The sequence below is a fragment of the Bacillus sp. MYb56 genome (assembly GCF_002976445.1).
GTDB classification, from domain to species: Bacteria; Bacillota; Bacilli; order Bacillales; family Bacillaceae_G; genus Bacillus_A; species Bacillus_A mycoides.
Genome location: NZ_PCOH01000001.1, coordinates 16,934 through 42,046, shown reverse-complemented (window position 1 = coordinate 42,046; position 25,113 = coordinate 16,934). Strand labels below are relative to the sequence as shown.

Sequence of the window (25,113 nt, the reverse complement as noted above, 5' to 3'; positions counted from 1 at the left end):
CCTGTTCCATTCATACACGACAGGATCTCTTTTCATTAAGGGGGAAAAAATGTTTACTAAGGCTATTGTTATTGGTGGAAGTATCGCAGGAAAACTCGCCGCAAAGGCTTTATCAAATATGTTTGAAGAAGTAATCATTGTAGAAGCTGGTGAAGAATGGGATGGAAAAGGCCCGCGAAAAAGGGTTCCGCAAAGTAATCATCCGCATGTGTTATTAAAAGGCGGCGAAGAAGCACTTGAGGAGTTGTTTCCTAACATTACTAATGAATTAATTGAAGCAGGTAGCATCGTAAATAATTTTACTCGCGATTTAAAATGGCATCAGTTCGGCCTATGGAAGCAGCCTTTCAAAGGCGAAATAAATATGATTCAACAAAGTCGTCTTCTGTTAGAATCGCATATTCAAAAACGAATTGAACAAGTTTCAAATGTTACTTCGAAGTATGAAATGTTGGTTGAAGGATTACTAGTAGATAACAAGCTTAATAAAGTCTATGGAATAAGAGCTAAATGTTTGAAAACAGGAATGAAAGAAGAATTTCATGCAGATCTTGTTGTTGATGCGAGTGGATTTGGTTCGAAAAGTATAGATTGGTTACAAGAATACAATTTCGAAGTACAAGAAGAGAAAGTAAGAATTGATTTGTTTTACGCAACTAGAATGTTTAGGCTCAAAGAAAAAGAGAAATTAGACTGCTGTAATATGCTTATGTCTCCAAGTTTTCCTGAGAATCCTTATGGTGTTCTAATTCAAACGATTGAAGATGATCGTTATTTTGTTACTTTTAGTGGATATGCAAATGAAAAAGCACCGCAAACAGATGATGAATTTTATGATTTTGCTGAAAACCTATCAATCACTAATGTTACAGAGTTTCTAAACAAATCTGAGGCGATTACCGATATAAAAACGTACAAAATTCCATATCAAGTACGCAGGCGATTTGATCTAGTTAATAATTTGCCTGAAGGATTGTTAGTAGTTGGAGATGCGCATTGTCGTTTTGATCCAGTTTTCGGACAAGGTGTTTCAGTTGCAGCTATGGAAGCTCACCAATTACAACTAATTCTTCAAGGGAGAAAAAGGCTTGATAAAATATTAACTCGAGAGTTTTATAGGAAGACTGCTATGATTATCAAAACACCTTGGGAAATGACCACAACGGAGATAGCACGTCATCCTAAGTTACAGAAAGAATTAACTACGAAACAAAAATTTCAGCAATGGTATACGAAACAAATATATCAACTTTCTGCAAGTGATTCTGATATTTATATTCGGTTAGTCAGAGTTATGAACTTAATTCGTAGTCCATTTCATCTTTTTCATCCTAGAGTATTACTTACTGTATTACTCAGACGAAAGAAATAGCAGGAAAATTATCGTTTAAAAAAGAATGTATAACAGTTAGTAAATCAAGAAGGGGTAAACGGGATGGAAATATACATAGAACAATTAAAGAATCAAGACGCTGAAGATTTATTTAATTTTGAACTCACGAACAAATCATTTTTTGAAACAATGGTACCAAGTCGTGGCTCTAATTATTACGTGTATGAATACTTTCAAAAGCAACTTGCCGAACTATTAAAAGAACAAACTGAGGGGATTTCTTATTTTCATCTCATACGTAATACAGAAAAAGAAATTGTAGGACGTATCAATTTAGTTGATGTAGATAAGGAAAAACGAATTGGGTCGTTAGGCTACCGAGTTGGAGAGGGTTTTACAAAAAAAGGAGTTGCAGCAGCATCTGTAAAATTGATTTTGGCTCAAGCAAGAGTCTATGAAATTAATGAAATACGTGCTATGACAACAACAAATAACATAGCTTCACAAATTGTATTAGAAAAGAACGGATTTTCTCGTGAAAAGGAAGCGGAGACAACTACTGTAGATTTAAACGGGGAAAACGTAAATTTCGTACATTATATTTGGAGGACTACTAAGGGTTAAAAATAATAGGGAGGGACATGTACATGAAGGATTTACGTTATCCAATAGGTCAATTTACTTACGTAGGAACTATTACAGAAGAAATAATTGATAAATGGATTCAAGAAATAGAGGATTTACCTAATGAACTAGCAAGAGCGATAAAAGATTTAGATCAGAAGCAGTTAGATACACCGTATCGCGTCGGTGGATGGACTGTTCGCCAAGTTGTTCATCATGTTGTTGATAGTCATATGAATAGCTACATACGCTTTAAATTAGCAATGACAGAAAAGAATCCAACTATTAAACCGTACAAAGAAGAAAAATGGGCAGAGCTACCTGACTCGAAATTACCAGTAGATGTTTCACTTGTAATGCTAGATTCATTACATAAAAGATGGGTTAACTTATTATATTCTTTAGAACCGGCAGATTTAGAAAAGACATTTAATCATCCTGAATCAGGAGAAACAAAACTTGCTGCTGCAATTGGACTATATGCATGGCACGGTCGTCATCATACAGCTCACATTACTTCTTTAAGAGAGCGTTTAAATTGGTAACATTAGAGAAGGCGACAGAAATTGATGCAGAGATTATATTTCAAATGCAAGTAGAATCATTTAGTTCATTATTAGAAAAGTATAAGGACTATGAAACAAGTCCGGCAAATGAACGTATTGAAAGAACGATTTCAAGAATAAATAATCTGGACGGTGGATTTTATAAAATTTTCGTAAATACGAATCTTGTCGGCGCGATATGTATATCACGTAAAGAAGAGACATCTAAATTTTGGATAAGCCCGATGTTTATTATTCCAAACTATCAAGGGAACGGAATTGCTCAAAAAGTATTAATTTTAATCGAGGAGATGTTTCCGGAAATAACGAATTGGGAGCTTGCTACAATTTTAGAGGAAGAACGAAATTGTTTTCTATACGAAAAGATGGGATATATAAGAGCGGAATTTAAAAAGAAATTAAATGATAAAGCAACTTTAATTTATTATACAAAAGAAAGGTAAAGCACATTTTAAATGCTTTACCTTTTTATATTATTTTAGATTAAATATACAAAAATAATGCATATTCTTCCAAAATACTCGGGTTAGTAATTTCGATAATGAATAAACATACGGAAAGGCGTTATTTCGTCGTATATGTTACTAACGCTTTTTGAATGCTTAAAACACTATCGTCACCTTTAAATTCTTTCGTAATTGGTGTACTCAAACTAGATACCCATATTTTAAGTTCTGCATCTAAATCAAAATGCCCAGCTGTTTCAATGCTAAATTGTGTAATGCTTTTATAAGGAATAGAATGATACTCTGTTTTTTTACCTGATATCCCTTGTTTATCAACTAAAATAAGACGACGATTTGTAAATACGATTAAATCACGAATTAATTTATAAGCATGCTCAACTTTCTCATCATCTAGCATAATCTTTTCTAAATCACGTTCAACGCTTTCTGTACTCGCACTTGATGCATTTCCTAAAATACCACTAAATAAACCCATATGAAATTCCTCCTTTATAATATGTGGAATGAGTTTCTTATATTGTACCATGCGAATGACTAATAGATTATGACATTGCTTCAATAGTTTTTTGTTATTATTGCAACTAATTTATATAACCTCATCCTAAAATCTTGTGCTAACATGTAATTAAGAAAACAGAAGCAGAGGGACTGAGCATGAAGAATATCGGTTTAGTATTAGAAGGCGGCGGAATGAAAGGATTATATACTGCAGGAGTACTCGAATATTTTATGGAAAGGGACTTATTCTTTCCGTATGTAGTCGGTGTATCCGCCGGAGCGTGTATGGGAGCAACATATTTGTCACGTCAAAAAGGAAGAAATAAAAAAGTGAATACAGAGCTAGTAGCAGATCACAGGTATATATCTTATCGAAACTTAATTCAAAAACGTGAATTATTTGGAATGGATTTTTTATTTGATGAAGTACCAAACAAAATTGTACCGTTTGATTTTCAAACATTCCTAAATTCAAATGAACAGTTTGTAATCGGAACGACTGATTGTGAATCAGGACAGGCAGTTTATTATAATAAAACAGAACATGGAAATGATATTTTAAAAATTATTCGTGCATCAAGCTCTGTGCCGTTTATAGCACCTGCTGTAGAATATGATAATCGAAAATTGTTAGATGGAGGGATTATAGATCCTATTCCAGTATTAAAAGCGCAAAATGATGGTTACCAAAAGAATGTTGTTATTATGACAAAGCCGGATGGATACGAGAAGCAGCGGAATAAATTTTCTGGGCTGGCTAAAATGTTATATAGAAAATATCCGAATATCGCACAATCTTTAGTAGAACATTATCGTTTTTATAATGAGACGATAACTTATATGAATCAAATAGAACAAAAAGAAAATTTTTATATCATTCAGCCTAGCGTACAGCTTCCTATAAGCGGAATAGAAAGAAATAAAGAGAAACTTGTTAACCTATATAATCTTGGCTATACAGATGCTCAACATCATTATGAAAAATTATTAAGTTGGGTAAGGAAATAAAGGGGTGGAAAATTGCTATTAGGTAAAAAGGTTATTTTTAATGAATTGCAGAAAATGCATAGTCCACTGCTTAAACCGTTTCCGAATTGTGACCTTCGAAAAATACGAAAAGATTTTAATAATATGTTTACAGATGATGACTGTATAAATGCTGATTTAAATTATTATTGGATGCATACAGCAGGTACTTTAAGTTACATACTTAATAACAACGAAAAGGAGATTGTGTTTGATCAAATAAAGTGGCTAAAGAAATCGTTTTTTGAATGGTTTCCGCAATATCACTTTCTAGAAATAGAAATTGTGAAGTATCCCATTTTGTATAGAGATTTCATGAATTTTGAGAAGACCAGGAAACTACTACTTTATTACCTTACTGAATAAAAATAAAAACGTACAAGTTATGCTGCTTGTGCGTTTTTTGTTCATAAAAAATACAATTTTAATACCTTGTTTATATAGGGATTCTAATACGAAGAAAGAAGTACATATAGAATGATGTAAAGGAGGGAGAGGCGTTTATATACCGTTTTCCTTTAATCCATTATCCAATTCGAATATAGTTAGTTATTTATGATAAAATATTTCGAGTGAAATCAAGTACTTATTATATCCAGTATTAAATAAGTTAAGCCAGGAGGAACAACAGTAACATGGAAAACGTATCAAATATAGATAAATCGGAATCAATAAAATCTTTACAATCGACTATTCGTAAACTTGAAAATGCACTATTACAGATGACTCAAAAAGGTGCAAATACTACATTAGTGAAAAAACGATTTAAAGCTGTTTGCATAGGGTTAGCAGTGCTAGAAAACGTGTGGAATCAAGAAAGCCACCAGTATAGTCCAGAAGAGTTAGCAGAAGCTCGTAATGTCCTTGCTGGTTTGCTTCCATCAATTGAGAGAGCCTATGATAAGTCCAAGGCTGGTAGTCCTCAAAGAACACTTTTAGAAAGAAGAATAAAAGCGTTGGAACTTTCTATTCAGGCAATTGATAAACCTTCTAATAAATAACTCATCTAAATACATAACATACTAATCCTAAATTTTATAAAAGCAATCTAGTGACAAGAAAGAAATACAAAGGAGGCAGATGGGTGACTTCAATAATTAGTCCTAAGTTAGAGGAGCTTAATAATCAATTAAAAAAAGGAAACGAGAAAGCAATTTATACTTTTTTGCATGAAATAAAGTCAAATAATACGCCACTAATAGAACAATGTCCTGTAGAAAATCAGTATAAGCTTATAACGTATATATGGTTAGGGGATCAAAAAACTGAAAAGGTTTATGTATTCGGTAGTTTTCCTGGTTGGGATCTGTCTGTAAATCAACTACAACGGTTGTTACAGACAGATATTTGGTATGTAACGTTTAGGACGGATGAGAGTTTTATTTCAACGTACTATTTTTCAGTAAACGATTTTTTCGAAAATGATTGGATAAAGCGCAGTGAAAAGTACCAACTAGATCGATTTAATAAAAATACATTTGGAGAAGATGCCAATAAAGCGTCTGTGTTAAACATAGGAATGGAAGTACAGTATAGCAGTCGTTTTCCTTCAGATCATTATCCATCTGGAAAAATTGAAACATATTCTTTTCATAGTACGATTTTAAATGACACACGTAAAATTTATATTTATACGCCTCGTGACTATTCTCACACTTCACATCTTCAAGAACTTCTCATTGTTTTTGATGGGAATTCATTCATTAATAACCTTTCAATCGCAAGAACACTCAATTATTTAATATACGAAAAAGAAATCCCATCTTGTATTGCTGTTGCAATAGAACCCGTTGATCGACTAGAAGAGCTAACTTATAACGATAAAATGAATACATTTTTAACGGAGGAACTACTTCCATGGATTCAAGCTAGGTATCACGTATATCAAGAAAAGAATCATACAACAATTGCTGGTTTCAGTCTTGGTGGCTTAGCAGCTTTTTATGCAGCGCTTCAAAATCCACATGTTTTCGGAAACGTGTTGTCAATGTCTGGATCCGTGCATTGGAAAAAGGATGGTTATGAAAATCAAATTCCTTGGATTGAAAATCAAATTTCATCTATAGATTCTAATACGAGTCAACCTCATTTTTACATAGCAGCAGGAGAGCTTGAAAACAAACCTCTTTTAACGGCTAATAGACGCCTGTATAAAGCTTTAAAAGAAAAAGGATACCAAATTACTTATGAAGAGTTTCAAGGCGGTCATGACGGTGTTTGGTGGCGAGAAAAGTTATTTGATGGGTTGAAAGCATTAAAATATACAAAAACCACACTATAAAATAAAAAGGAGAGAGAATCTATGAATCAAGATGAGCTAGATAAAAAACTTAAAAAACAAGAAATTTTAGTTAAAGATGAAAAAGTTTGGTCGTTCACGTATGAGGATCATATTAGCTCTATCGTTAAAGAAGCAGAAAAGAAAGGGTCTTTTGATAATTTGCCAGGTAAAGGGAAACCTCTAAATCTAGATAAAGATCTTTCGTATAATCCTGAAAAACAACTGTATAGAACTTTAAAAAATAATCATGTTTTACCTAGGTGGATTGAGCTTTCAAAGGAAATTGATGATTTAAAAGAAAGGCTAAAAGAAACTACAAATACTGCAGAAGCAGCGGATTTAATTCGAACTATTAATAAAAAGGTTTTAGAACATAATTTACTTTGTCCACCAAGTGCGCAAAAAACGAGGGTGAAAACGGATATTTAACGATTTTCAATGAAGTTATCTTTTGCTATATAATTAAGTAAGGCATTTTCAATTCATTATTAAGGGGAGGCAAATGTAATGAAGAATACGTATCAACTTCAAATTCCGAAAGAACTAGAGCAGTATCGTAGTATTTTAGAAGAAAGTGTGAAACCGTATATTAAAGTGTCTGGAACGCAAGCAGAAACAACTCTTTTTGAAAGTAAGTTTGGTGGCTATCCGTATGTACCTATAGATCAAGAGCATCCTAAAGATTCAAATGGACAACCTATGATGTTACTTGCGCAGCTAAACTTTGAAGAAATGCCGCATGTTGAATATATGCCTCAAAAGGGTATGCTGCAGTTTTTCGTAAGTGCTGAAGATGAGCTTTACGGAGCAGATTTTGATCATCCAACAATCCAAAAAGACTTTCGAATTATTTATCATTCTACAATTATAGAAGATTTAAATAAGGTTATTACTGATTTTAGTTATTTAAACACTTCAGAATTAGAGGACTTTATCATACCTGAAGCAGCGAAATTAAAGTTTGAATTGGGTTATCAACCCGTAACATCAAGGGATTATCGATTTGAAAAGATGTTTAGTGAGGAAATTGATTGGGAAGAAATTGTTGATGAAGAAAATCATACAGAATTAGGCGAACTGTATGATGATTTATGTAAAGATCAAGGGCATAAAATTGGTGGTTATCCATTTTTCACACAGACAGATCCAAGGGAATGGGAAGAAAAATACCAGCAACATGATATATTATTGCTGCAAATCGATACAGATGATTCATTAAATATTATGTGGGGAGATTCTGGTGTTGCTAATTTCTTTATAAAGAAAGATGATTTATTAAATCTAGATTTTTCCAATGTTATTTACAATTGGGATTGTTACTAAAAATAGATAAATGGATTACTAGCTAGCAAAAGAAATCTTCCTGAAGGTGAGGAGGATTTTTTTACGTTAAAAATAAACGTTATGTTAACTAGAATGAAGAATACAATGAAAGTCAAGCGTAAATAAAAGAAATAACAACAAAAATATAAAATAATAAAACATATGTAATTAGCAATAAATCTATAAAGCAAAACATAAAATGAAATTTATCATTTGTATAGAAAAATTTATTTCGCATAAAAAAATTCCGTGCTAATCAAAATTATTTTTGACTCGTTAAACGATAATTAATCGATTAAGATTTGCTGTGATTAATTTATAGCAAAATAAACGATAAAAACTGTAGAAATTCATTTAGATAAGATTTTATGTGAATCTCATTAAAAATACCTGTTTCGTCTCATTAAGTATAGTTTACTTGGTTTTTGATACAGATAAACACTTACTCTATACAACTTCGTATAATATATATTATGTTAACTAGAAAAAAGTAATAAACTTATTACACATTGGTCTCGGTTGTTACACTTCCCTTTTCTTTGTTTGTTCATGATTGGTTGTGTGTTATATGAATTGATACAGCTTAATAGCTTAGATAAATTGTTCTAATATATTTTTGTTGTTTATTTTCATAAATAATGCCGCAAACAAATTTTAGTTAAGACAAAAAAGCAATTTGTTTAATCGTTAACTTTAAACAAATTGCTTCGATGTTAATTTAATTGATGATAAGTTTTTAAATTAGTTTGCTACAGCAATTGCTTCAATTTCGATTAATAGTTCGTCATGAATTAGTTTGTTAACTTCTACAGCTGAACTTGCTGGTGGATTCTTAGTATCAATGTATTGATCTCGAACATCTCTAACAATGGCCATTTGAGAAATATCTGTTAAGAAAAATGTTAATTTTACTACATCATTAAATTTTAATTCCGAAGTTTCTAATGCGCTTTTAATATTTTCGAATACTTGTCGCGTTTGTGTAGCTAAATCATCAACGCCAACTATTTGACCATCAGTATTGATCGCTACTTGTCCAGATATGTAAATTGTTCGTTTAGCGTTACTAACTTCAACTACATGTGAGTATCCAAAAGTTACTGGCATTGTTTCTGGATTGATAAATTTCTTTTGCATGGCTCTTCTCTCCTTTTAATATCTTATTTTCTTTATATTAGGTTTTAATTTTGGATTATCCTCTATTTACTAATTATTGTCTATACATCATTCAGCTGCTACATATGCAAAAGGATATTAGTCACTTTAATTTGAAGTTTTTAATAGATTATGTACGTTTGATTTTTTTGAGCGCTTGTTATAATTACGCCTTTTTGTATTAATTCTTCAGTTATTTTTGTATAGAAAAAGTGATACCACCAAATAAAAAATTCTTCGTAAGTTATTTCTTTTGAGTATCTGCTGCTTGCAAAGTATTCTTTTAAAGGTTTCTCATTTTCTTTACATAATAAAATCAAATCTGCACTGATCGTGTTCGCGATTTCGTTAAGTATAGATAAATCTAGGGCTGTAAACACTGGGATAACAGGTTGTGAATTTTTATACAAGCCTAATTTTTCGTATAATAAATTTAAATTTAAGTCTAATTGTCTATCTGCCGCTACAAAATTTTTAACTAATTGTTTTTTGTATAATTAATATCAGTAATAGCATCGTGAAAATACTCTTCAAACGTTTCTTTATTCGCAGTTATTAAATTCAAAGTTGTATATCGAGTGTTTCCATAAAGACCAATTTGATATTCCCCTAAATCCAAATACGTATTACCATACATTCCAAAGGACTCTTTGTCTGTTTGTTCTTGTTCTAGAATCGCATAATAATATCTTTTATTGTTTCTCAAAGGCCGTTCTATTTCTAAATAGTTTTCTTCAATGTTAATTATTTGTCCAAAATCTAATAACACACCACTATATAGTAAAAGACTGTACGATTCTTTAGGTAAATGATTAAATGTCTCGATTCTTTTAGACATAGCATCAATTTGATCGGAATATTTTTCAATAATTTTAAGTGCAGTTTTAATTAGAGGCTCACAGAGGCTATACAGTTTTTCTCCTTTATTAGCTGTTATAACCATACACGTTGGATAGTAACTCCCTCCTGTCTTTTTCAATAAACCTTCTAGTTCTAATGTATGCATTTGTTTTTCGAATTCCTCGTTAGTCCAATTTAGCTTCGTTTTTATAGCATTGGATCCTATACCAAGATGCAGCATCACAAGTAAATATTGAAGATTTGTTCCACTTATTTTTATAGATGGCGAATTATCTCCAGATGAAATCATTTTAGTCTCATAAGCTTTTTGTAGTATTTTCTCTGGAGTATTATTAGCAAGCATCATTACATCCCTCCTTTTTAAATAAGTTAATTGTAAAATCTATGTATTTACTATGTTCTATAAATAAAAATAAGTATCCTTTAATGATTTTAAATAAAAAACCTTAGTATAGCTATGTTAATACCTATACTAAGGTTATCTAGAATTCTATATTTAGTTATTGCTATTTAATAGTTTGCATTTAGACTTCTTTTTTCTTTCTTCTAGCATTTATAGACTCTCCTTCCTGTGGATAATTAGTTACCTATCTGCTTCTATAACATACAACGAAACGTACGTTCTTTGTTGTTTATGAGAAAGAATTTACTTAAGCAAAACAATTTACAAATACATAATATTAGTTTTAGCTGCTGCTAAATGAATTCTGTTTTTTATATATAAATAATAAATTTGAAGAATTTATGAAATGTACTGCATTTAAGATGAAAGGTAAAATGATTTCGTTTAAACTACAATTAGCTACAATAACAACATACGTATATTGTTAAACGTAAAAAGGAGAACTAATGAAAAAGAAATATATGAATCAAATTCCGACTGATGTAAGTTTTAATCCGAAAAATATTATCGGTTTAATGACTGATTACTTTAAAATGAAAACAAAGCTGCGTCCTGTAAAGAATTTACCTATTGTTTTATCGAATAAAAATAATGAGTCTTTAGAGAGTGTGACATGGTTTGGGCATTCTGCTACTCTTTTAAAAATAGAAGGTAAAAAGCTGTTATTAGATCCTATGTTTGGCGATGCCTCTTCCCCGTTCCCTATTTTTAATAGTAAACGTTATAGTGGTGCTTTTTCTTTAGAACGTGAAGATCTTCAGGAAATTGATGCGATTATCATTTCGCATAATCACTATGACCATTTAAATTACAAAAGTATTATGCAGTTAAAAGATCGTGCAAAACACTTTTATGTTCCGACTGGAGTTGCGCGTTATCTTATTAAATGGGGTGTTTCACCTAGTAAAATTAGTGAGCATAATTGGTGGGATGAAATTACGTTTGATAATATTAAGTTAGTTTGCGCTCCTGCAAGGCATTTCTCTGGACGAAGTATGACAGATAGAGATTGTTCGTTATGGTGTTCATGGCTTATTCTTGGTCAAGAAACTAAAGTCTTCTTTAGTGGTGATAGTGGTTATGCTCCTCACTTTAAGGAAATTGGTGAGAATTATGGTCCATTCGATCTTACTTTAATGGAATGCGGGCAGTACGATACGAGATGGTCTGCTATTCATATGTTGCCAGAAGAAACAGTACAAGCTCATGTTGACGTTAAAGGAGAATTGCTCGTTCCTATTCATTGGGGTGCTTTTACGTTAGCATTACATGAATGGAGTGATCCTATTGAACGTGTTACGAAAGAAGCAAATCGTTTAGGGGTTAATATTGCAACGCCACAAATCGGTGAAGCTATTACGTTACAATCTAAAGATTATCCTACGGCTGCTTGGTGGCGAGAAGTGTAAGTATAATAAAAAGCGAACCAATTTAATATTGATGGTTCGCTTTTTATTCATTTATGACTCATCTATTAATATTCTTTGTTTTATCTATTGGAATTGCATTTTTTCTTTTTTCATGAGCCCCTCCTTCTATTAAATATTAATCGCCCCTAATTACTACTTTACTATATTTGCTTTCCCGCTATCTAAAACTCTACTTGTCGGCACGGAGGTAATATCAATGACTGTATTCATGCTCTTATCAGTTAGTTCAATGAGTTCGTTTTCGTGATTAATTTTATTTAAATCCCACACCATTGCATTGAACTCGTTATGCTGTCCACTCACCCTTAAAATATTTTTTGTTTTACTTGAAGGTTGTATTTGTAGATTTGTAAATTGATTCCCGCTAATCTCATTTGGCGTAGTTAAATTACTATCCATATAAATCATATTTACACAATCCTCTAGAGAGAAGTTCATAAAACGGTTGGCATTTATCCAGGAATGTCCAGCTTTCGGTTTTTTCGCTACTAATTTTAGCCCTGTTTCCATTCCTGCTACTTTAATGTTTTCGAAGTTAACAAACGAAATCTCATTTTCTTTGCCACCGGAGTATAAAGAAATCCCTGTACCTTTGTTCGTTTCCGTCCAATTGATAATGTTAATATCTTTTACTTGTGTTTTGTTCCAAGTGTTATAGTACTTATTTTTGCCGTCTAAATATATAACTTCAGAATTAAATTTAGGATCGTCAATAGCTATATAAGCTCCTTCAATAGAAGCATTTTTTTCTAGTTCCAGAACCCTAAAGTTTCCCTCTACAACAAATTGTGTTCCATAACCGAATAATAGTTTTACACCTTGTTTAACGATAATTGGTGAAGTGATTTTATACTTTTTATCATCGAGCAAAACCGTTTTAATTTTACTTGATTCTGCTTTATTAATAGCTGCTTGAATTTTATTTGAATCATTTTTACCTTTAAAGTCTTCAACAAACAGTTTATCATTTTGAACTAAACTTTCTTTATTGTAATGAAAAAAAGCAAAAGTAATTAGAACAATACCTAAGAGTAAAGCGATTATTTTCTTCATAATACTCACCCTCACGTTAAAATTTATCTTTAGTTACATTTCGATTACACTAACTATTTTCTGTTCATGCTTACACTAATTTATGTATTGAATCTATTGGGCTGGTCTGCTTAGCTAATTCTTTATTCTTATACTCTACTAATTTATGATTTGATAAAACGCAAGAGTGCTCTAATATTAATTCATTATAAAGTACTTCAGTTAAAAATTTAGGTATCATCTCTCCTACGCCGTAATTATAGTCACTTAGAATCCAAGATACCTCTTTCCAATCTAGAATTCCTTCTGAGACTTTTTTTTGAGTGTGATATGTAAATTCATTAAGTAGCTTTACTAAATAGACATACATGCCACCAGAATATGAGGAATCCTCCCATTTAATAATGCCTTTAAATTGAATTTGATTTTGTTCAACATCTATATTTGTTTCTTCTTTTATTTCACGAATTGCATTTTCTAACGGTGTTTCTCCTTTTTCTATCTTCCCTCCTACACCATTCCATAATCCTTTTACAGGATCATATTCTCTATTTAGCATAAGTATTTCTTCATTTCTTTTTATAAAACATAAAGTGTGCTTGTACATAATTTAATTCCTTCCTTTGTTCTCAATAAGTTCTAACAGGTGATATTAAATATACTGCTGCAGATTGTTCACCTGCTTCAATTAATATCGGTCTCATGGAACCACCAAAACTTAAAGTAACTCTATCTTCTTTTATTGCTTTTAAAGTATCGACCATATATCGTCCATCGAAAGATATATTTAATTGCTTTTCACCGTGAATAGCATCTATTTGTTGTGTCTCGGATATTTTACCAATTTGAGAAGCGTTGGAAGAAATTTGTATTGTGCATTCGTCGATGATTTCTAAGTTAACGTTGTTGTTTGCCCATTCACTAGCCAATAAACTTGACCGATCTACACCTTGTAAAATCTTTTTTCTATCTATATTAATAACCGTTTGGGATTCATTTGGAATTAGGCCGGATATATTAGGATATTTTCCTTCAATAAGTCTTGAATACAACGTAATTGTACCGAATTTAAAAATAATGTGACTCTCTGAAAGATATATGTATACTAAATTTGAATTACTGTTCATTAATTTTAGTAGTTCACTAATAGTGGAATTTGGTACAATGCAATTTAATTTCGCATGTGAAGAAATGGGTATTTCACGTAAAGCCAGTCTGTGCGAATCAGTAGCAGCACAAATTAATTTGTTATGATCAATAACGAAATGTACGCCAGTAAGAACTCGTCTAGATTCATTTTTAGCAGTTGCAAAGACAGTTTGTTTAAAGACTTCAATTAATTGTTCCGTCTCTACTTGTATTTCTGTATGTGCGTCTAAAAATGGTACATTAGGAAATTCATTTGCCGAGAGTCCATTTAACTTTAAAGTAATTTCATCAGATTGAATTGTAATCAACTGCTCATTCATGCTTTTTATTAAAATATCACTTGGCATTTTCTTAATAATTTCAATGAAATATTTTGCTGGTACAACAATACTTCCTGCTTTTAAAATAGTTGTAATTTGTACACCTTCAATTGAAATAGGTATAAATTTTTCAATGAAAATATTCGAATTACTTGCGATTAAAGTAATTCCAGATTGATCTGCTGTTATTTTTATTCCGGATAATATAGGAATTAAAGTTTTTGTTGAGATAGCTTTACTTACTTCTGAAAGAGCTTGTGTAAATTGTTTGTGATTAACGATAAACTCCATTTTTCCCCCGCCTTAAATGAAATACTATCTTTATGAAGATTGATGAATAATAGTTCCATTAAAAATATAAGGAACTGTTTCTTTCTTTTGTAAAAGGCTTTTTAAGTGTTCTGGTATACGTAAATAAGGTTCTGCTGAATCTAATTCCATCCAGGTAATCTCCTCAATCTCTTTTGGCCGTGATATACAGATTTCCCCTCCGATTATTTCTCCTAAAAAATTAAAGAAGATTGCATGATGTCCTCTCTCCACAAAAAAGGCTTCACTAATGGAACAAACCCCTTTTACAGATATATCTAGCCCTGTTTCTTCTTTCACTTCACGAATTGCTGCCTCTTCTAACGTTTCCCCGAATTTAACTGCTCCACCTGGTAAAGTGTAATAAGACCCATTTTCCCCTTTGTTTTTAACCATTAATAGCTTTTCATGAGTTTCATCATATAGAAGTGCGTATGTAACATTTACTTTTTTCATATGTAACCCCCTTGAATGGTGGAAATTTTCTGTCTTTATTTTATTCTATCATTAAATTGTTTTGATTCATAAAAAGTAATTTGAGTAAATAACTAATACGAAACGATATCGTGTTCATAGACACACAAAAGAAAAGAGCATATTTTGAAAAAGATTAATCATAATACACTCTTTAATGATTCATTTATAACCTTTTTTCTAAATAGTAATGATTATGCCCTTTAGGATGATCTTCACTTACCCCTATCACTTTATACCCATGCTTCTTATAAAAATTGGGGGCTTGGAAACTAAAAGTATCTAATTTGATTAGCCTACATTCTTTTTTAATTGCAAATTCTTCAATGAGTTCCATTAATTTGTTACCGTATCCTTCGTATCTATATTCTTCAGAAACCCATAGAAAGTCGATATGTAAATGATGCCAGAATGTTATTGCTGTTATTCCTCCTACTATTTCTTCTTTTTCGTTTTTTACTATAAAACTAACCTTTTCTGAAGGTGTTTTTTCTTCATTTGAAAGTTGTTTTTGGTTATATTCAATTACTTTTTCTCTTATGTAATCACTATCTTCTTGTACCCATTGCTTTACTATTTTCATTTTAACTAGCACGCTCCTTTATGTTATTTATTCAATTTAATAATCGGAATTTCCTATCTTCTTTAATGTTAGTTATGTAGTAAGTACAGGGACAAAATTAGATTTTTTGAATGGCATCCATTGTTTATACATTATGTTGTAATGAAAAAGAGCCCTAGCATAAGGACTCTTTCTTAGCATTAAGCTATTTTTCGATTTAACGATTTGATTTCCTTCTTCTTTTCTGCATTTGGAGGGCGGATTACTATAGAGATAACGAAAGATATAACACATAGAACACCGATTGTAATGAAGGTTGGCTGAAATCCGCCAAGTAGTGCTCCAATGAATGATCCTGCAAGTGCACCAAATCCGAAACCTTGGTAAACAATCCCGTAGTTTGTACTATGATTTTTTAATCCGAAGAAGTCTCCCACAATTGCTGGGAAGATAGTGATGTTACCACCAAAGCAAAATGCAACACTTGCTACACAAGCAAAATAAATCCCGTAATTTAGTGGAATAAAACTTAAAGTGAAGACGGATAATCCAATAATAATAAATGTAGCCGAGACGATTTTTAATCGGCCTATTTTATCTGATAACGTTCCAAGAATAATTCTACCTATCGTATTAAAGATTGCGATCATTGCGACGGCATTTGCGGCAGTCGCTGCACTAAGACCAACGAGCTGCACCCCGATGTCTTTTACCATACCGATTAAATACAGTCCGCCCATACATGATGTGAATAACATGAAAAATAAGAGATATACTTGTTTCGTTTTCATCATTTCACGCGGCGTATAATCATTGTGTAATGTTTCAGTTGCAGTGTTACTTACAATTGCTTCACGTAAGAAGAATGATCCTATCAACACTAATAGTAAGACGATAATACCCCAGTATAAAAATGCTTGTGATACTCCAAGACTGTTGATAAGATTTCCGTTTATATATCTAAAGATTAAGCTTCCCATTCCATATGCCGAAACAGATATACCAGAAATAAGTCCTTTACGGTTTGGAAACCATTTAATTAAATTAGATAGTGATGTAATATATGCTGTTCCATCAGCGTATCCAACGACAACACCGGCTAATAAATAAAGTAATGGTAATGAGGAAACTTGTGAACTAAGTATTAAACCGAGTCCTAAAACAATTCCTGCAGTAGCGATAAGTTTACGAAGCCCAAATTTTTGTTGTAGCTTTCCTGCAAATAGAGTTGAGAATGATAAAGAAAAACTCGTAATTGAGAACGTAATCGCGACTGAATTGAGGTTCCATCCAAACTTACTTACAAGGGGTTGATTAAATAAACTCCATGTGTAAATTGTTCCTAGGCCAATTTGAACAATGATTGTACCTAGAACAATTAGCAATGGATTTATAGATGTTTGTTTCATGCTAACTGTCCCCTTCTTTTATCATGACATGAATTTTCACAGTTAGTATATCCATGATAAATTGCAAGATACTGTACGGAAAATGGAAATTGAGTTAGCTTACACAAAAAAGACACTTCATCAAGAAGTGCCTTTTTGTAGGTTATATACAGCATTTAAAGAAAGCTTTGTTAAGATAAGACATTTTCGAATGCTTATGTATATATGTTATCAAATAATTTGCTGAAAGTGATGAGACTTAAGACGTATTTTTCTTTCATAAATAAGTCGGAGAGAAAATTAATATTCAATTTCCTCAAAGTCTTTCGGCTGCGGTACAGTTTGCATATTAGCTGCATCTTTCGGATCGCTATAAATCGCGTTTTGTTCTGTGTTTACATCCTTTATATTTTGCTTTTTATTTTTATTCACTTCATTTTTCATTAAAGTTCACTCCTTTTTATTATAGGAGTAGTTATACCCTAACCATAGTATTTTTACTGCTACTAAATGTATCAGCGACTAAATTGCTAAATTCACGTAAATAATATAAATAATTATCCCCACCATAGTTGTATCTTTTATTGTACATTTTAGCAACGACGACATTATATTCTGGAATGACTAATATCGTTGGTCCTGTAATTCCTAATATTTGATAGGAACCTTTAGGAACTCGCTCACCAAGTTCGCTAAATAAAGCAGGTTCATTTTGAACGAACCAAAACAACCCGTTTTGAGGTAGTTCTTTATTTGTATACTCTGGACTTTGTAAGCTCGTAGCAAGTGCTATAACTTCTTTTGGCACAATTTGTTTACCATTTAAAAACCCTTTATTTAAATGAAGGCTACCCCAAAATGCAAATTCTCTCGCAGAGACAAAAAGATTTTTCTCGGAGCCGTCATCTACTGCACCAACACTACTTATTGCATCTTCATCTGGATTTACAACAACCTTAACTAAATTATCATCTTGTTTTATTCTCCATCCAGTTTCCTTGAAGTCAGCAGGTATGAATACACGCTCCTTTAATAGTTCAGGAAAACTTTTGTTATACAAGTGATAAATAAGCTGCGTCACCATTCTTACATTAATATCTCTGTACGCCCAAGCTTGTCCCGGCTCAAATTCACGAAAAGCTGTCCCATCATCGGTTTCATTTAAACCGTGTGAATGAGTTACTAAATGTCTTATCGTTGTCTTTCCAAGTAATGAAGGATCATATTCTTTAAAATAATTTACAGCCTCGTCATCAAGAGATTTTATTTTCCCCTCATAAACTGCATAAGCTACCATTAATCCTAAATAGCTTTTTCTTGCGGAAGCGACATTGAATTGTGAAGATATAGTTACTTTTTTACTAGTAGGAATATTTGAATGCGCTCCACTATAATGCTCTAGCACAATCTTATTATCTTTCATAATACAAAGTGCTGCCGTAGAACTTTGATTTGTCTCTTTAATGTTTTCTACCCCTGAAATTAATTTTTCATATTTGTACAAATAAATATCCCCCTAAAACATATAAAAATAACAGCATGAAAGAAAAGTTTCAATACATTATAACTTTGCATCTGTACTTTTCTTTCATGTGAAATATTATTGATCTATAGTACTTAAATAATCCACCAGTTCCAGCAATTAGAACAGCTGAAACAACCAACACAGCCTACACAACCTACGCAACCGCCGCAACGTCCGCCGCCACAACCACCACAGCGACCACCACAACCGCCACAACGTCCGCCGCCACCGCATCCGCCACAACGACGTGCATCGTCTTGAATGTAGTAATATGGATATTGATTTTGTTGTTGATCCCAATACACAACATTACCAGGTTGATAAGCATTAAGGTTTAACGCTTGTAGTTCTTGTTGAAACTCATTCATTATGAAACCCTCCATTTACAAATGTAAATTCCGTCCAAATTTTCGAGTTTATTTACTTTTAAAAATAAAGTAGAAATAAGGCTATAGACTAAATGCGTACATCAACAAAATATGACTTTACACTAGGTGATGTACCTTGTTTATGAGCCTATTTTCTTTATATTCTTTTAGTGGACGGAATTAATATAAATAGAGACAATTAAAAGTTACTAATCCAGCAAGTTAATAGTTCATCACTTAATTTTCTTTCTAGTAATTCTTTTACTGAAGGTGTCGGCATTATTGTATAGGAATTTATATTTTCTTTATTAAAATCAATCCAGTGAAATGCTAAATGGGACTCTTTAGATATTGGAGTGAAATCGGATTTTAACTCATTTGAATCTATTTCAAAAATGTGGTTAATTTCATGGTGGAGGGTTTCTTTGGCTTGCCATTGATTTTCTATGACGCCTAAAAATTGTTTTATACTGCAAGTTACTCCAAGTTCTTCTCGTAACTCTCTTATTAGTGCATTCTCTGCTGATTCCCCAATTTCAACATGGCCACCGGGTAAAAAATAGTGATGGCCTATGTATTCAGCGACTAGTAGTTTTTCATCTTTTATCATGATAGCTCGTACAATATGATGGAATTTACTTTTCATTTTGTATTCCTCCTAATCATTCACTTTATACTTGCTCGAAAATTTTCATTTAAAAGCGGGATAATATAAATCATAGGTGTTTCATATGGGTGAATTTCATTGATAATTGCAAGAGTACCTTTTACAAGTTCTCGTTTATACGTTAATTAAAACTAATAATTTTGATAAATGATTCTAAAAAAGAGTATGTTTATGAAGAAAATTATCAAAACATACTCTTAATATTTTTAGTTGATTCATTCTTTTACAATAAGGTTTGATTAGCCCTATTCTTTGCGGCCTCAAAATCGAATCCGTAGCTAAAGTATGCAATCACTACTATTCCCTAAGCAAATCTATTCTCTACTTCAAATTTACCTGCCTGTACAAATTTTAGACTCTTAACGAACCACGAAAGCCTCTTGCGGCATAGTAAGATTCTGCCCCATTGTGATACACAAAGACGTGTCCAAAGCGATAATCGCAAAAAAGGGCACCGCCAAGTTCTCTAATATCAGAAGGTGTTTCCACCCAACTCGACGTCTTCATATCGAAATTTTCAAGATTATGTAATGTACGATATTCTTCTTCCGTTAATAGTTCAATACCCATGGCAGTTGCCATATCAATAGCGTTATTTTCTGGTTTATGTTTCTTTCTTGATTCTAGCGCTTCAAGATCGTAACAAACACTTCTACGACCTTTAGGACTTTCTGCTGAACAATCATAAAAAATATATTCGCCTTTTTCTTTATCAAAATCAACAACATCAGGTTCGCCACCAGTTCGTTCCATCTCGTTGAGCGACCACAACTTTTCAGTATTAGCATCCAGCCTTTCTTGAACATTAGCCCATTCTAAACCTTTATGACGGTTCATATTATTCTCAAAACGATCTTTCAATGTTTGTAGTAATTCTTCACCTTGCTCTAGTGACAACTCTTTTTTATTGCTTTCTTTCATATTAGTTCCTCCATTGATGTTTTTATTAATGATAGTTTAAGTATATATAAATACTGTTTTATAATAAAATGTTTAAATAATTGCGTGAATTGAGTTTGCGATAATTTATATGAATTAGTACAACCAATTCTCCGCGATATGACCCTTTAACGGAACAACTTATTGTTTCAAAACAGTATATCTTTATTTCAATAACAATAAGCGATATACTTCCTCACCGTCATATACATTTCCTAATGGTTTAAAATCATAACATCCATATAGTTTCTTTGCAGAAATATTATCTTTATGGACAGTTAATCTAATTTCCTCACACTCTTTAAAGTTATTTTTTATTAAGTTAATGATTTCCTGTAATGCTGCTTTTCCATATCCTTTTCCTTGCTCTTTTTCATCAATGATAAATCCGTTAATCCAATACATATCTGTTGACTCTCGCACAAAAGCATGCATAATAAAACCAACTATAAGGTCACCATCATATATAGCGAATGGAATATATTCGACATTTTCACCATCTGGTTTTATGTATACTTTAGCAAGTGATACTGCCACTGCCGGAACAAAGTGTATTTGGTTTTCTTTAACTTGTAACTTTAATGCGTCTTCCCAATTTTCTCTCGTAACAATTTTTAATTGGACGTTCACTATTTTAAGCTCCTTTAAAAAGAGAATTTATCTTTTATATTCAACGGAGTGAAATGATTCCCTTTTTCGACATCAACTTATAACATGATTTTCATAAAATCCTGAATAAATTTTTCCTCATCTAATTGTAACGCTATACGCGCCCCTTCAGATTTAGAGTGTGGACGAAAATCAGCAAAAGTTTGTCCCTTCGTTTCGCCACATATATCCACAGTCACTTTTCGGGATGTATAATTTAAAAATGTAGGATTCACTAAACCGCTTATAGCAAGTACATCGTGTAATAATGGCCCTTCAATATATGGATTGAGTTTTTGGTATGCTGATAAATAATAATCGTACAGGGGTTTCATAATCGGCTTAAATGGATTTTGTGTATTAACTAAAATATAAGTAAATACACTTGGGGTTAAAACCGTTTTATTTGTTACATTTAAAGGGAATAACGTTATATTTTTCGCTTGCTGAAATACAATTTGACTTGCTATAGGATCTCCGTACACGTTTGCCTCTGCTAATGGAGTAACATTCCCTGCTTCTAAAAAGACACCACCCATAAAATAAATTCCTTTTATATTTAACATCAAGTCGTTCCATAAATTAAAAGCAATCGCTAATGAGGTAGATCTTCCTACATCGACAATTGTTAAATCTTCTCCATACTTTACAAGAATCGCAGCAATACTACCAAAATTGTATATAGGAATAGATAACACACTTTCCGGTACATGGATGGGCCCTAATCCTTCTGGTCCATGAATTTCAGGGTAATACGTTGTAATTTCATTTGTAAGTGGGCCTGTTGCACCGCTAATTACAGGAATATCTTGTCTGTTTGCTAACTGTAAAATATATGCGGCATTATGAGCGGCATGTATATGTTCAACATTTCCATATCCAGTTACGATACCAACGATTTCAATTTCAGGATGCAGTAAGCCATACATAATTGCAAACGAATCATCAATACCTGGGTCTCCAAAAAATAAAACCTTCTCCAAGAAATGCACTCCTTTCATAGGTAAGATAATTATGTATATGTGGAAATAATTTAAATCTATACAGTTCTAAGCAAATATTAATGGTGAGTAATGTATTGATAAAAAAGAACTAGCATTATGCTAGTTCTTTTGCAGATAAATAATCTACCAGTTTAATTAAATCTTGTACAAATATTGGACTAGCTGATTTTAATATAGATTTTTTTCACTATATTTATAGAACTGAAAGCCTGTTATTAATCCGAAATTTTGCATTTAAATTGCAAATACTCGCAGGGATGTCTTACCATACTTTTTCACTCTCAATTTGCTTATAATCATCTTTATTAAATGTTAAATGAGCAATCACAACTCCAAGTATAGTAATTCCCCCTCCAATTATCGAAACAAAGGTTGGCACCTCACCTAACCATATCCAAGCGATAAAACATGCAGTTACTGGTGTTAAATATAGAGAACTTGTTGCCTCAGAAGCACTGGCATGGGATGTAATATATGCTAATGCAATATACGGCAGTACTGTCGGGAACACACCTAAATATATAACACTCAAAGTAACTTCTATAGGAGCTGCTACAATTTCTTCATAAATCCCTGGCAAAAAAATAAGCATAAATACAGTACCAGACCAAATTGTATATATTGTAAATGGCAAGAAACCGTACTTTTTTAAGTATGGCCTTTGAAAAACGAAAAATAGACTTTCTGAAATTGCCGCCAATAAAATTAGTAATCCCCCACTATTCAATTGAATGGAATCTCCTTGACTTAACGATAAAAAAGCAATTCCTACAAAACTAATTACACCACCGATCCAACCATTTAATTTCATTTTTTCATTCAAAAAAACAGAAGCAAGAATTGCCGTTAATATAGGTGTTACTGATACAATTAAACTAGCAGGTCCAGCATTCACACTCTTTTCACCGTAGTTCAGTGCAATATGATAAATTGTAAATCCAAGAGCACCAAATATAAAAATTACTGGAATATCTTTCAAATCAGGTAAACGTAATTTGTATATAAGTGAAAACAGAAAAAGAATCAAAGAAGCGATTAATAATCGTAGCAAAGTAAGGTGTTCAGGGGTGTAAGCTTCAAGCCCCATCCGAATTCCTGGAAAAGCTGTTCCCCATATAAGAATCGTAAAAGCGTGAGCACATACAATACGAAAATCCCATTTTTTATTATGCATATTTTCTCTCCCTCTCCAATAAACCAGCCATTTTCTAATTACCAATTATTTCTTTTCATCATATTTAATAGTTGATACAATGTCTTCAACCAGTTAATCCTCGAAAAAACCAACCACTTTGCATTTTTAAAATGAATGAGGGAGTTTTTAATATGTCTACTGATAAAAAACTGCCTAAATATCGGCAGATAATAGACTATATGAAAGAAAAAATTGAATACGGAGAATGGCCGATTGGAAGTAAGGTTCCTAGCCAGCGGCAGTTAGCGAAATTATTTCATGTAAATCGTAGTACTGTAATAACCGCACTAGAAGAACTTATGGCAGATGGCTTAATTCAAGGGAAAATCGGGTCAGGAACAATTGTAACGAATAATACATGGTCATTATTAGCCACCAATCCCCCGCCCGATTGGAGTGAATATGTAAAGGCTGGTATTCATAAACCAAGCAAGTTAATGGTACGGGAAATAAATGAAGCAGAAGCAAATAAAAAATTGATTCATCTTAGTAAAGGAGAACTTGCACCTCATCTTTTCCCGTTAGAAACTATGCAATTCATTATGCGTAACGTATGTGAGGAACTAGATTATTTCGGATATGAAGAACAAAAAGGATATCTCCCTTTACGTGAAGCAATAAGTAATTATGTAAAATCATTTGGAATAAATACATCACCAAGCTCTATATTAATAGTCTCTGGTGCATTACAGGCATTACAATTAATATCAATCGGTCTTTTACATAGAGAGTCAACTGTTTTACTTGAACGACCTTCTTACTTATATTCTCTTCACGTATTTCAATCGGCTAATATTCACCTTTCTGGAATACAGATGGATCAACATGGAATTATCCCTAATGATTTGTTAAGAAAAATTAATTATAGTCAAAAGAAAAATATTTTATATTCGATTCCTTGTTTTCAAAATCCGACGAGTGTATTAATGTCCAAGGATCGACGAAAAGAAATACTAAGAATATGCGAAAAAGAACAATTGCCTATCATTGAAGATGATATTTACCGTGAGTTATGGATGGATGAACTACCGCCCCCTCCTTTAAAGTCGATGGATAAATATGGACATGTTTTATATATCGGTAGTCTATCTAAAACACTTAGCCCAGGACTTAGGATTGGTTGGATTATCGGACCAGAGCCTGTTATTGAGAGATTATCAGACATAAAAATGCAAACTGACTATGGGTCAAGTTCTTTATCTCAAAGAGTTGCTGCAGAATGGTTAAGTAAAGGGTTTTATGAGGATCACGTAGCGAATGTAAGGATTCACCTAAAAAAACGAAGACGAATAATGATACAAGCACTAAATACGTACTGCGCTGACATTACTACATGGGATATTCCTAGTGGTGGATTTTTTATATGGCTAAGGGTAGTGCCTAACATTTCGATGAAAAAACTATTTTCAGAGGCTCAATCAAAGGGAGTTCTTTTTAACCCGGGACGTATTTATGAAGAAGAATCAGATCAGTTTATACGTTTATCTTATGGGTATTCTTCCCCTGAACAAATTACTCAAGGTATTATTATATTAAGTAATTTGATTCGTAAGTTAATGGCATAAT

28 protein-coding genes and 1 pseudogene are annotated in these 25,113 nt (G+C 32.3%); 12 read left to right on the top strand and 17 right to left on the bottom strand.

Annotated features, from left to right (window positions below; genetic code table 11):
• Window positions 1–49: 49 nt before the first annotated feature.
• From CQ058_RS00245 to CQ058_RS00230, 4 genes are all read left to right on the top strand, one after another.
• Window positions 50–1,372: an FAD-dependent oxidoreductase gene (locus CQ058_RS00245; RefSeq protein WP_002189728.1), complete on the top strand. Its 1,323-nt coding sequence runs from the start codon at window positions 50–52 to the stop codon at window positions 1,370–1,372.
• 63 nt (window positions 1,373–1,435) lie between these two features.
• Window positions 1,436–1,957: a GNAT family N-acetyltransferase gene (locus CQ058_RS00240; RefSeq protein WP_002032360.1), complete on the top strand. Its 522-nt coding sequence runs from the start codon at window positions 1,436–1,438 to the stop codon at window positions 1,955–1,957.
• Window positions 1,958–1,980: 23 nt separating this feature from the next.
• Window positions 1,981–2,502, top strand: a complete 522-nt coding sequence (locus tag CQ058_RS00235) for a YfiT family bacillithiol transferase (protein WP_002085329.1) — start codon at window positions 1,981–1,983, stop codon at window positions 2,500–2,502.
• The gene (locus tag CQ058_RS00230; RefSeq protein ID WP_002189730.1) at window positions 2,442–2,966 is read left to right on the top strand and encodes a GNAT family N-acetyltransferase; all 525 of its coding nucleotides are present in this window, start codon (window positions 2,442–2,444) and stop codon (window positions 2,964–2,966) included. Before CQ058_RS00235 ends, CQ058_RS00230 begins: the two co-directional genes overlap by 61 nt.
• A 121-nt stretch (window positions 2,967–3,087) precedes the next feature.
• Here CQ058_RS00230 and CQ058_RS00225 read toward each other — a convergent pair whose 3' ends face one another.
• Window positions 3,088–3,465 carry a PH domain-containing protein gene (locus CQ058_RS00225; RefSeq protein ID WP_002032364.1) on the bottom strand — a complete coding sequence of 126 codons (378 nt, stop codon included), beginning with the start codon at window positions 3,463–3,465 and terminating at the stop codon, window positions 3,088–3,090.
• Window positions 3,466–3,644: 179 nt separating this feature from the next.
• On the opposite strand from CQ058_RS00225, the gene CQ058_RS00220 reads away from it, so the two are divergent.
• From CQ058_RS00220 to CQ058_RS00200, 6 genes are all read left to right on the top strand, one after another.
• Window positions 3,645–4,496: a patatin-like phospholipase family protein gene (locus CQ058_RS00220; RefSeq protein ID WP_002189731.1), complete on the top strand. Its 852-nt coding sequence runs from the start codon at window positions 3,645–3,647 to the stop codon at window positions 4,494–4,496.
• Window positions 4,497–4,508: 12 nt separating this feature from the next.
• Window positions 4,509–4,880, top strand: coding sequence for a YxiJ-like family protein (locus tag CQ058_RS00215; protein ID WP_002141942.1), 372 nt, complete (start codon window positions 4,509–4,511; stop codon window positions 4,878–4,880).
• A 269-nt stretch (window positions 4,881–5,149) separates the two neighbouring features.
• Entirely contained in the window at window positions 5,150–5,515 is a 366-nt protein-coding gene (locus tag CQ058_RS00210; RefSeq protein WP_002032369.1) for a hypothetical protein, read from the top strand.
• A gap of 83 nt (window positions 5,516–5,598) precedes the next feature.
• On the top strand, window positions 5,599–6,795 hold the full coding sequence (locus tag CQ058_RS00205) for an alpha/beta hydrolase (protein WP_002032370.1): 1,197 nt from the start codon (window positions 5,599–5,601) through the stop codon (window positions 6,793–6,795).
• A gap of 21 nt (window positions 6,796–6,816) precedes the next feature.
• The gene (locus tag CQ058_RS31410; RefSeq protein WP_002032371.1) at window positions 6,817–7,224 is read left to right on the top strand and encodes a DnaJ family domain-containing protein; all 408 of its coding nucleotides are present in this window, start codon (window positions 6,817–6,819) and stop codon (window positions 7,222–7,224) included.
• Window positions 7,225–7,302: 78 nt separating this feature from the next.
• Window positions 7,303–8,118 (top strand): YwqG family protein, encoded by an 816-nt coding sequence (locus CQ058_RS00200; protein ID WP_002189733.1) that lies wholly within the window; start codon window positions 7,303–7,305, stop codon window positions 8,116–8,118.
• A 741-nt stretch (window positions 8,119–8,859) separates the two neighbouring features.
• On the opposite strand, the gene CQ058_RS00195 is transcribed toward CQ058_RS00200, so the two are convergent.
• Together CQ058_RS00195 and CQ058_RS00190 are read right to left on the bottom strand one after the other, a co-directional pair.
• Window positions 8,860–9,255 carry a RidA family protein gene (locus tag CQ058_RS00195; RefSeq protein WP_002032373.1) on the bottom strand — a complete coding sequence of 132 codons (396 nt, stop codon included), beginning with the start codon at window positions 9,253–9,255 and terminating at the stop codon, window positions 8,860–8,862.
• 140 nt (window positions 9,256–9,395) lie between these two features.
• Window positions 9,396–10,477, bottom strand: a pseudogene (locus CQ058_RS00190) (hypothetical protein).
• A 506-nt stretch (window positions 10,478–10,983) separates the two neighbouring features.
• Here CQ058_RS00190 and CQ058_RS00185 point away from each other — a divergent pair.
• Window positions 10,984–11,946 carry an MBL fold metallo-hydrolase gene (locus CQ058_RS00185; protein ID WP_105589363.1) on the top strand — a complete coding sequence of 321 codons (963 nt, stop codon included), beginning with the start codon at window positions 10,984–10,986 and terminating at the stop codon, window positions 11,944–11,946.
• A gap of 153 nt (window positions 11,947–12,099) precedes the next feature.
• Here CQ058_RS00185 and CQ058_RS00180 read toward each other — a convergent pair whose 3' ends face one another.
• From CQ058_RS00180 to CQ058_RS00115, 14 genes are all read right to left on the bottom strand, one after another.
• On the bottom strand, window positions 12,100–13,020 hold the full coding sequence (locus tag CQ058_RS00180; RefSeq protein WP_002189738.1) for a hypothetical protein: 921 nt from the start codon (window positions 13,018–13,020) through the stop codon (window positions 12,100–12,102).
• Between the two features lie 70 nt (window positions 13,021–13,090).
• Entirely contained in the window at window positions 13,091–13,606 is a 516-nt protein-coding gene (locus tag CQ058_RS00175) for an NUDIX hydrolase (RefSeq protein ID WP_002189739.1), read from the bottom strand.
• 22 nt (window positions 13,607–13,628) lie between these two features.
• Window positions 13,629–14,759, bottom strand: coding sequence for a DNA polymerase III subunit beta (dnaN, locus tag CQ058_RS00170; protein ID WP_002189741.1), 1,131 nt, complete (start codon window positions 14,757–14,759; stop codon window positions 13,629–13,631).
• A 30-nt stretch (window positions 14,760–14,789) separates the two neighbouring features.
• Window positions 14,790–15,233: an NUDIX hydrolase gene (locus CQ058_RS00165; RefSeq protein WP_002192873.1), complete on the bottom strand. Its 444-nt coding sequence runs from the start codon at window positions 15,231–15,233 to the stop codon at window positions 14,790–14,792.
• A 184-nt stretch (window positions 15,234–15,417) separates the two neighbouring features.
• Entirely contained in the window at window positions 15,418–15,834 is a 417-nt protein-coding gene (locus CQ058_RS00160; RefSeq protein WP_002192872.1) for a GNAT family N-acetyltransferase, read from the bottom strand.
• A 179-nt stretch (window positions 15,835–16,013) separates the two neighbouring features.
• Complete coding sequence (locus CQ058_RS00155) at window positions 16,014–17,222, bottom strand: L-lactate MFS transporter (protein WP_002032385.1); 1,209 nt, start codon at window positions 17,220–17,222, stop codon at window positions 16,014–16,016.
• Window positions 17,223–17,501: 279 nt separating this feature from the next.
• On the bottom strand, window positions 17,502–17,645 hold the full coding sequence (locus CQ058_RS31645) for a hypothetical protein (protein WP_002013225.1): 144 nt from the start codon (window positions 17,643–17,645) through the stop codon (window positions 17,502–17,504).
• A 31-nt stretch (window positions 17,646–17,676) separates the two neighbouring features.
• Entirely contained in the window at window positions 17,677–18,705 is a 1,029-nt protein-coding gene (locus CQ058_RS00145; RefSeq protein WP_002032386.1) for a serine hydrolase domain-containing protein, read from the bottom strand.
• A 113-nt stretch (window positions 18,706–18,818) separates the two neighbouring features.
• Complete coding sequence (locus CQ058_RS00140; RefSeq protein WP_002032388.1) at window positions 18,819–19,094, bottom strand: heterocycloanthracin/sonorensin family bacteriocin; 276 nt, start codon at window positions 19,092–19,094, stop codon at window positions 18,819–18,821.
• A 199-nt stretch (window positions 19,095–19,293) separates the two neighbouring features.
• Window positions 19,294–19,740: an NUDIX domain-containing protein gene (locus tag CQ058_RS00135; protein ID WP_002032390.1), complete on the bottom strand. Its 447-nt coding sequence runs from the start codon at window positions 19,738–19,740 to the stop codon at window positions 19,294–19,296.
• Window positions 19,741–20,112: 372 nt separating this feature from the next.
• Window positions 20,113–20,682 carry a DUF4256 domain-containing protein gene (locus tag CQ058_RS00130; RefSeq protein WP_002032391.1) on the bottom strand — a complete coding sequence of 190 codons (570 nt, stop codon included), beginning with the start codon at window positions 20,680–20,682 and terminating at the stop codon, window positions 20,113–20,115.
• Window positions 20,683–20,865: 183 nt separating this feature from the next.
• Entirely contained in the window at window positions 20,866–21,330 is a 465-nt protein-coding gene (locus CQ058_RS00125) for a GNAT family N-acetyltransferase (RefSeq protein ID WP_002189747.1), read from the bottom strand.
• 77 nt (window positions 21,331–21,407) lie between these two features.
• On the bottom strand, window positions 21,408–22,331 hold the full coding sequence (locus CQ058_RS00120; protein ID WP_002189748.1) for a nucleoside hydrolase: 924 nt from the start codon (window positions 22,329–22,331) through the stop codon (window positions 21,408–21,410).
• A 283-nt stretch (window positions 22,332–22,614) separates the two neighbouring features.
• A complete protein-coding gene (locus CQ058_RS00115; protein ID WP_002032395.1) occupies window positions 22,615–23,526 on the bottom strand; it encodes a DMT family transporter in 912 nt (303 codons plus the stop codon).
• A gap of 152 nt (window positions 23,527–23,678) precedes the next feature.
• On the opposite strand from CQ058_RS00115, the gene pdxR reads away from it, so the two are divergent.
• Window positions 23,679–25,112, top strand: coding sequence for a MocR-like pyridoxine biosynthesis transcription factor PdxR (gene pdxR, locus CQ058_RS00110; RefSeq protein WP_002192870.1), 1,434 nt, complete (start codon window positions 23,679–23,681; stop codon window positions 25,110–25,112).
• Window position 25,113 lies beyond the last annotated feature (1 nt).

What these genes read in the sequence shown, in the direction of transcription:
- CQ058_RS00245 (WP_002189728.1), top strand. Translation starts at nt 50, where the DNA reads ATGTTTACTAAGGCTATTGTTATTGGTGGAAGTATCGCAGGAAAACTC.
- CQ058_RS00240 (WP_002032360.1), top strand. Translation starts at nt 1,436, where the DNA reads ATGGAAATATACATAGAACAATTAAAGAATCAAGACGCTGAAGATTTA.
- CQ058_RS00235 (WP_002085329.1), top strand. Translation starts at nt 1,981, where the DNA reads ATGAAGGATTTACGTTATCCAATAGGTCAATTTACTTACGTAGGAACT.
- CQ058_RS00230 (WP_002189730.1), top strand. Translation starts at nt 2,442, where the DNA reads ATGGCACGGTCGTCATCATACAGCTCACATTACTTCTTTAAGAGAGCG.
- CQ058_RS00225 (WP_002032364.1), bottom strand. Translation starts at nt 3,465, where the DNA reads ATGGGTTTATTTAGTGGTATTTTAGGAAATGCATCAAGTGCGAGTACA.
- CQ058_RS00220 (WP_002189731.1), top strand. Translation starts at nt 3,645, where the DNA reads ATGAAGAATATCGGTTTAGTATTAGAAGGCGGCGGAATGAAAGGATTA.
- CQ058_RS00210 (WP_002032369.1), top strand. Translation starts at nt 5,150, where the DNA reads ATGGAAAACGTATCAAATATAGATAAATCGGAATCAATAAAATCTTTA.
- CQ058_RS31410 (WP_002032371.1), top strand. Translation starts at nt 6,817, where the DNA reads ATGAATCAAGATGAGCTAGATAAAAAACTTAAAAAACAAGAAATTTTA.
- CQ058_RS00200 (WP_002189733.1), top strand. Translation starts at nt 7,303, where the DNA reads ATGAAGAATACGTATCAACTTCAAATTCCGAAAGAACTAGAGCAGTAT.
- CQ058_RS00195 (WP_002032373.1), bottom strand. Translation starts at nt 9,255, where the DNA reads ATGCAAAAGAAATTTATCAATCCAGAAACAATGCCAGTAACTTTTGGA.
- CQ058_RS00185 (WP_105589363.1), top strand. Translation starts at nt 10,984, where the DNA reads ATGAAAAAGAAATATATGAATCAAATTCCGACTGATGTAAGTTTTAAT.
- CQ058_RS00180 (WP_002189738.1), bottom strand. Translation starts at nt 13,020, where the DNA reads ATGAAGAAAATAATCGCTTTACTCTTAGGTATTGTTCTAATTACTTTT.
- CQ058_RS00175 (WP_002189739.1), bottom strand. Translation starts at nt 13,606, where the DNA reads ATGTACAAGCACACTTTATGTTTTATAAAAAGAAATGAAGAAATACTT.
- dnaN (WP_002189741.1), bottom strand. Translation starts at nt 14,759, where the DNA reads ATGGAGTTTATCGTTAATCACAAACAATTTACACAAGCTCTTTCAGAA.
- CQ058_RS00165 (WP_002192873.1), bottom strand. Translation starts at nt 15,233, where the DNA reads ATGAAAAAAGTAAATGTTACATACGCACTTCTATATGATGAAACTCAT.
- CQ058_RS00160 (WP_002192872.1), bottom strand. Translation starts at nt 15,834, where the DNA reads ATGAAAATAGTAAAGCAATGGGTACAAGAAGATAGTGATTACATAAGA.
- CQ058_RS00155 (WP_002032385.1), bottom strand. Translation starts at nt 17,222, where the DNA reads ATGAAACAAACATCTATAAATCCATTGCTAATTGTTCTAGGTACAATC.
- CQ058_RS31645 (WP_002013225.1), bottom strand. Translation starts at nt 17,645, where the DNA reads ATGAAAAATGAAGTGAATAAAAATAAAAAGCAAAATATAAAGGATGTA.
- CQ058_RS00140 (WP_002032388.1), bottom strand. Translation starts at nt 19,094, where the DNA reads ATGAATGAGTTTCAACAAGAACTACAAGCGTTAAACCTTAATGCTTAT.
- CQ058_RS00135 (WP_002032390.1), bottom strand. Translation starts at nt 19,740, where the DNA reads ATGAAAAGTAAATTCCATCATATTGTACGAGCTATCATGATAAAAGAT.
- CQ058_RS00130 (WP_002032391.1), bottom strand. Translation starts at nt 20,682, where the DNA reads ATGAAAGAAAGCAATAAAAAAGAGTTGTCACTAGAGCAAGGTGAAGAA.
- CQ058_RS00115 (WP_002032395.1), bottom strand. Translation starts at nt 23,526, where the DNA reads ATGCATAATAAAAAATGGGATTTTCGTATTGTATGTGCTCACGCTTTT.
- pdxR (WP_002192870.1), top strand. Translation starts at nt 23,679, where the DNA reads ATGTCTACTGATAAAAAACTGCCTAAATATCGGCAGATAATAGACTAT.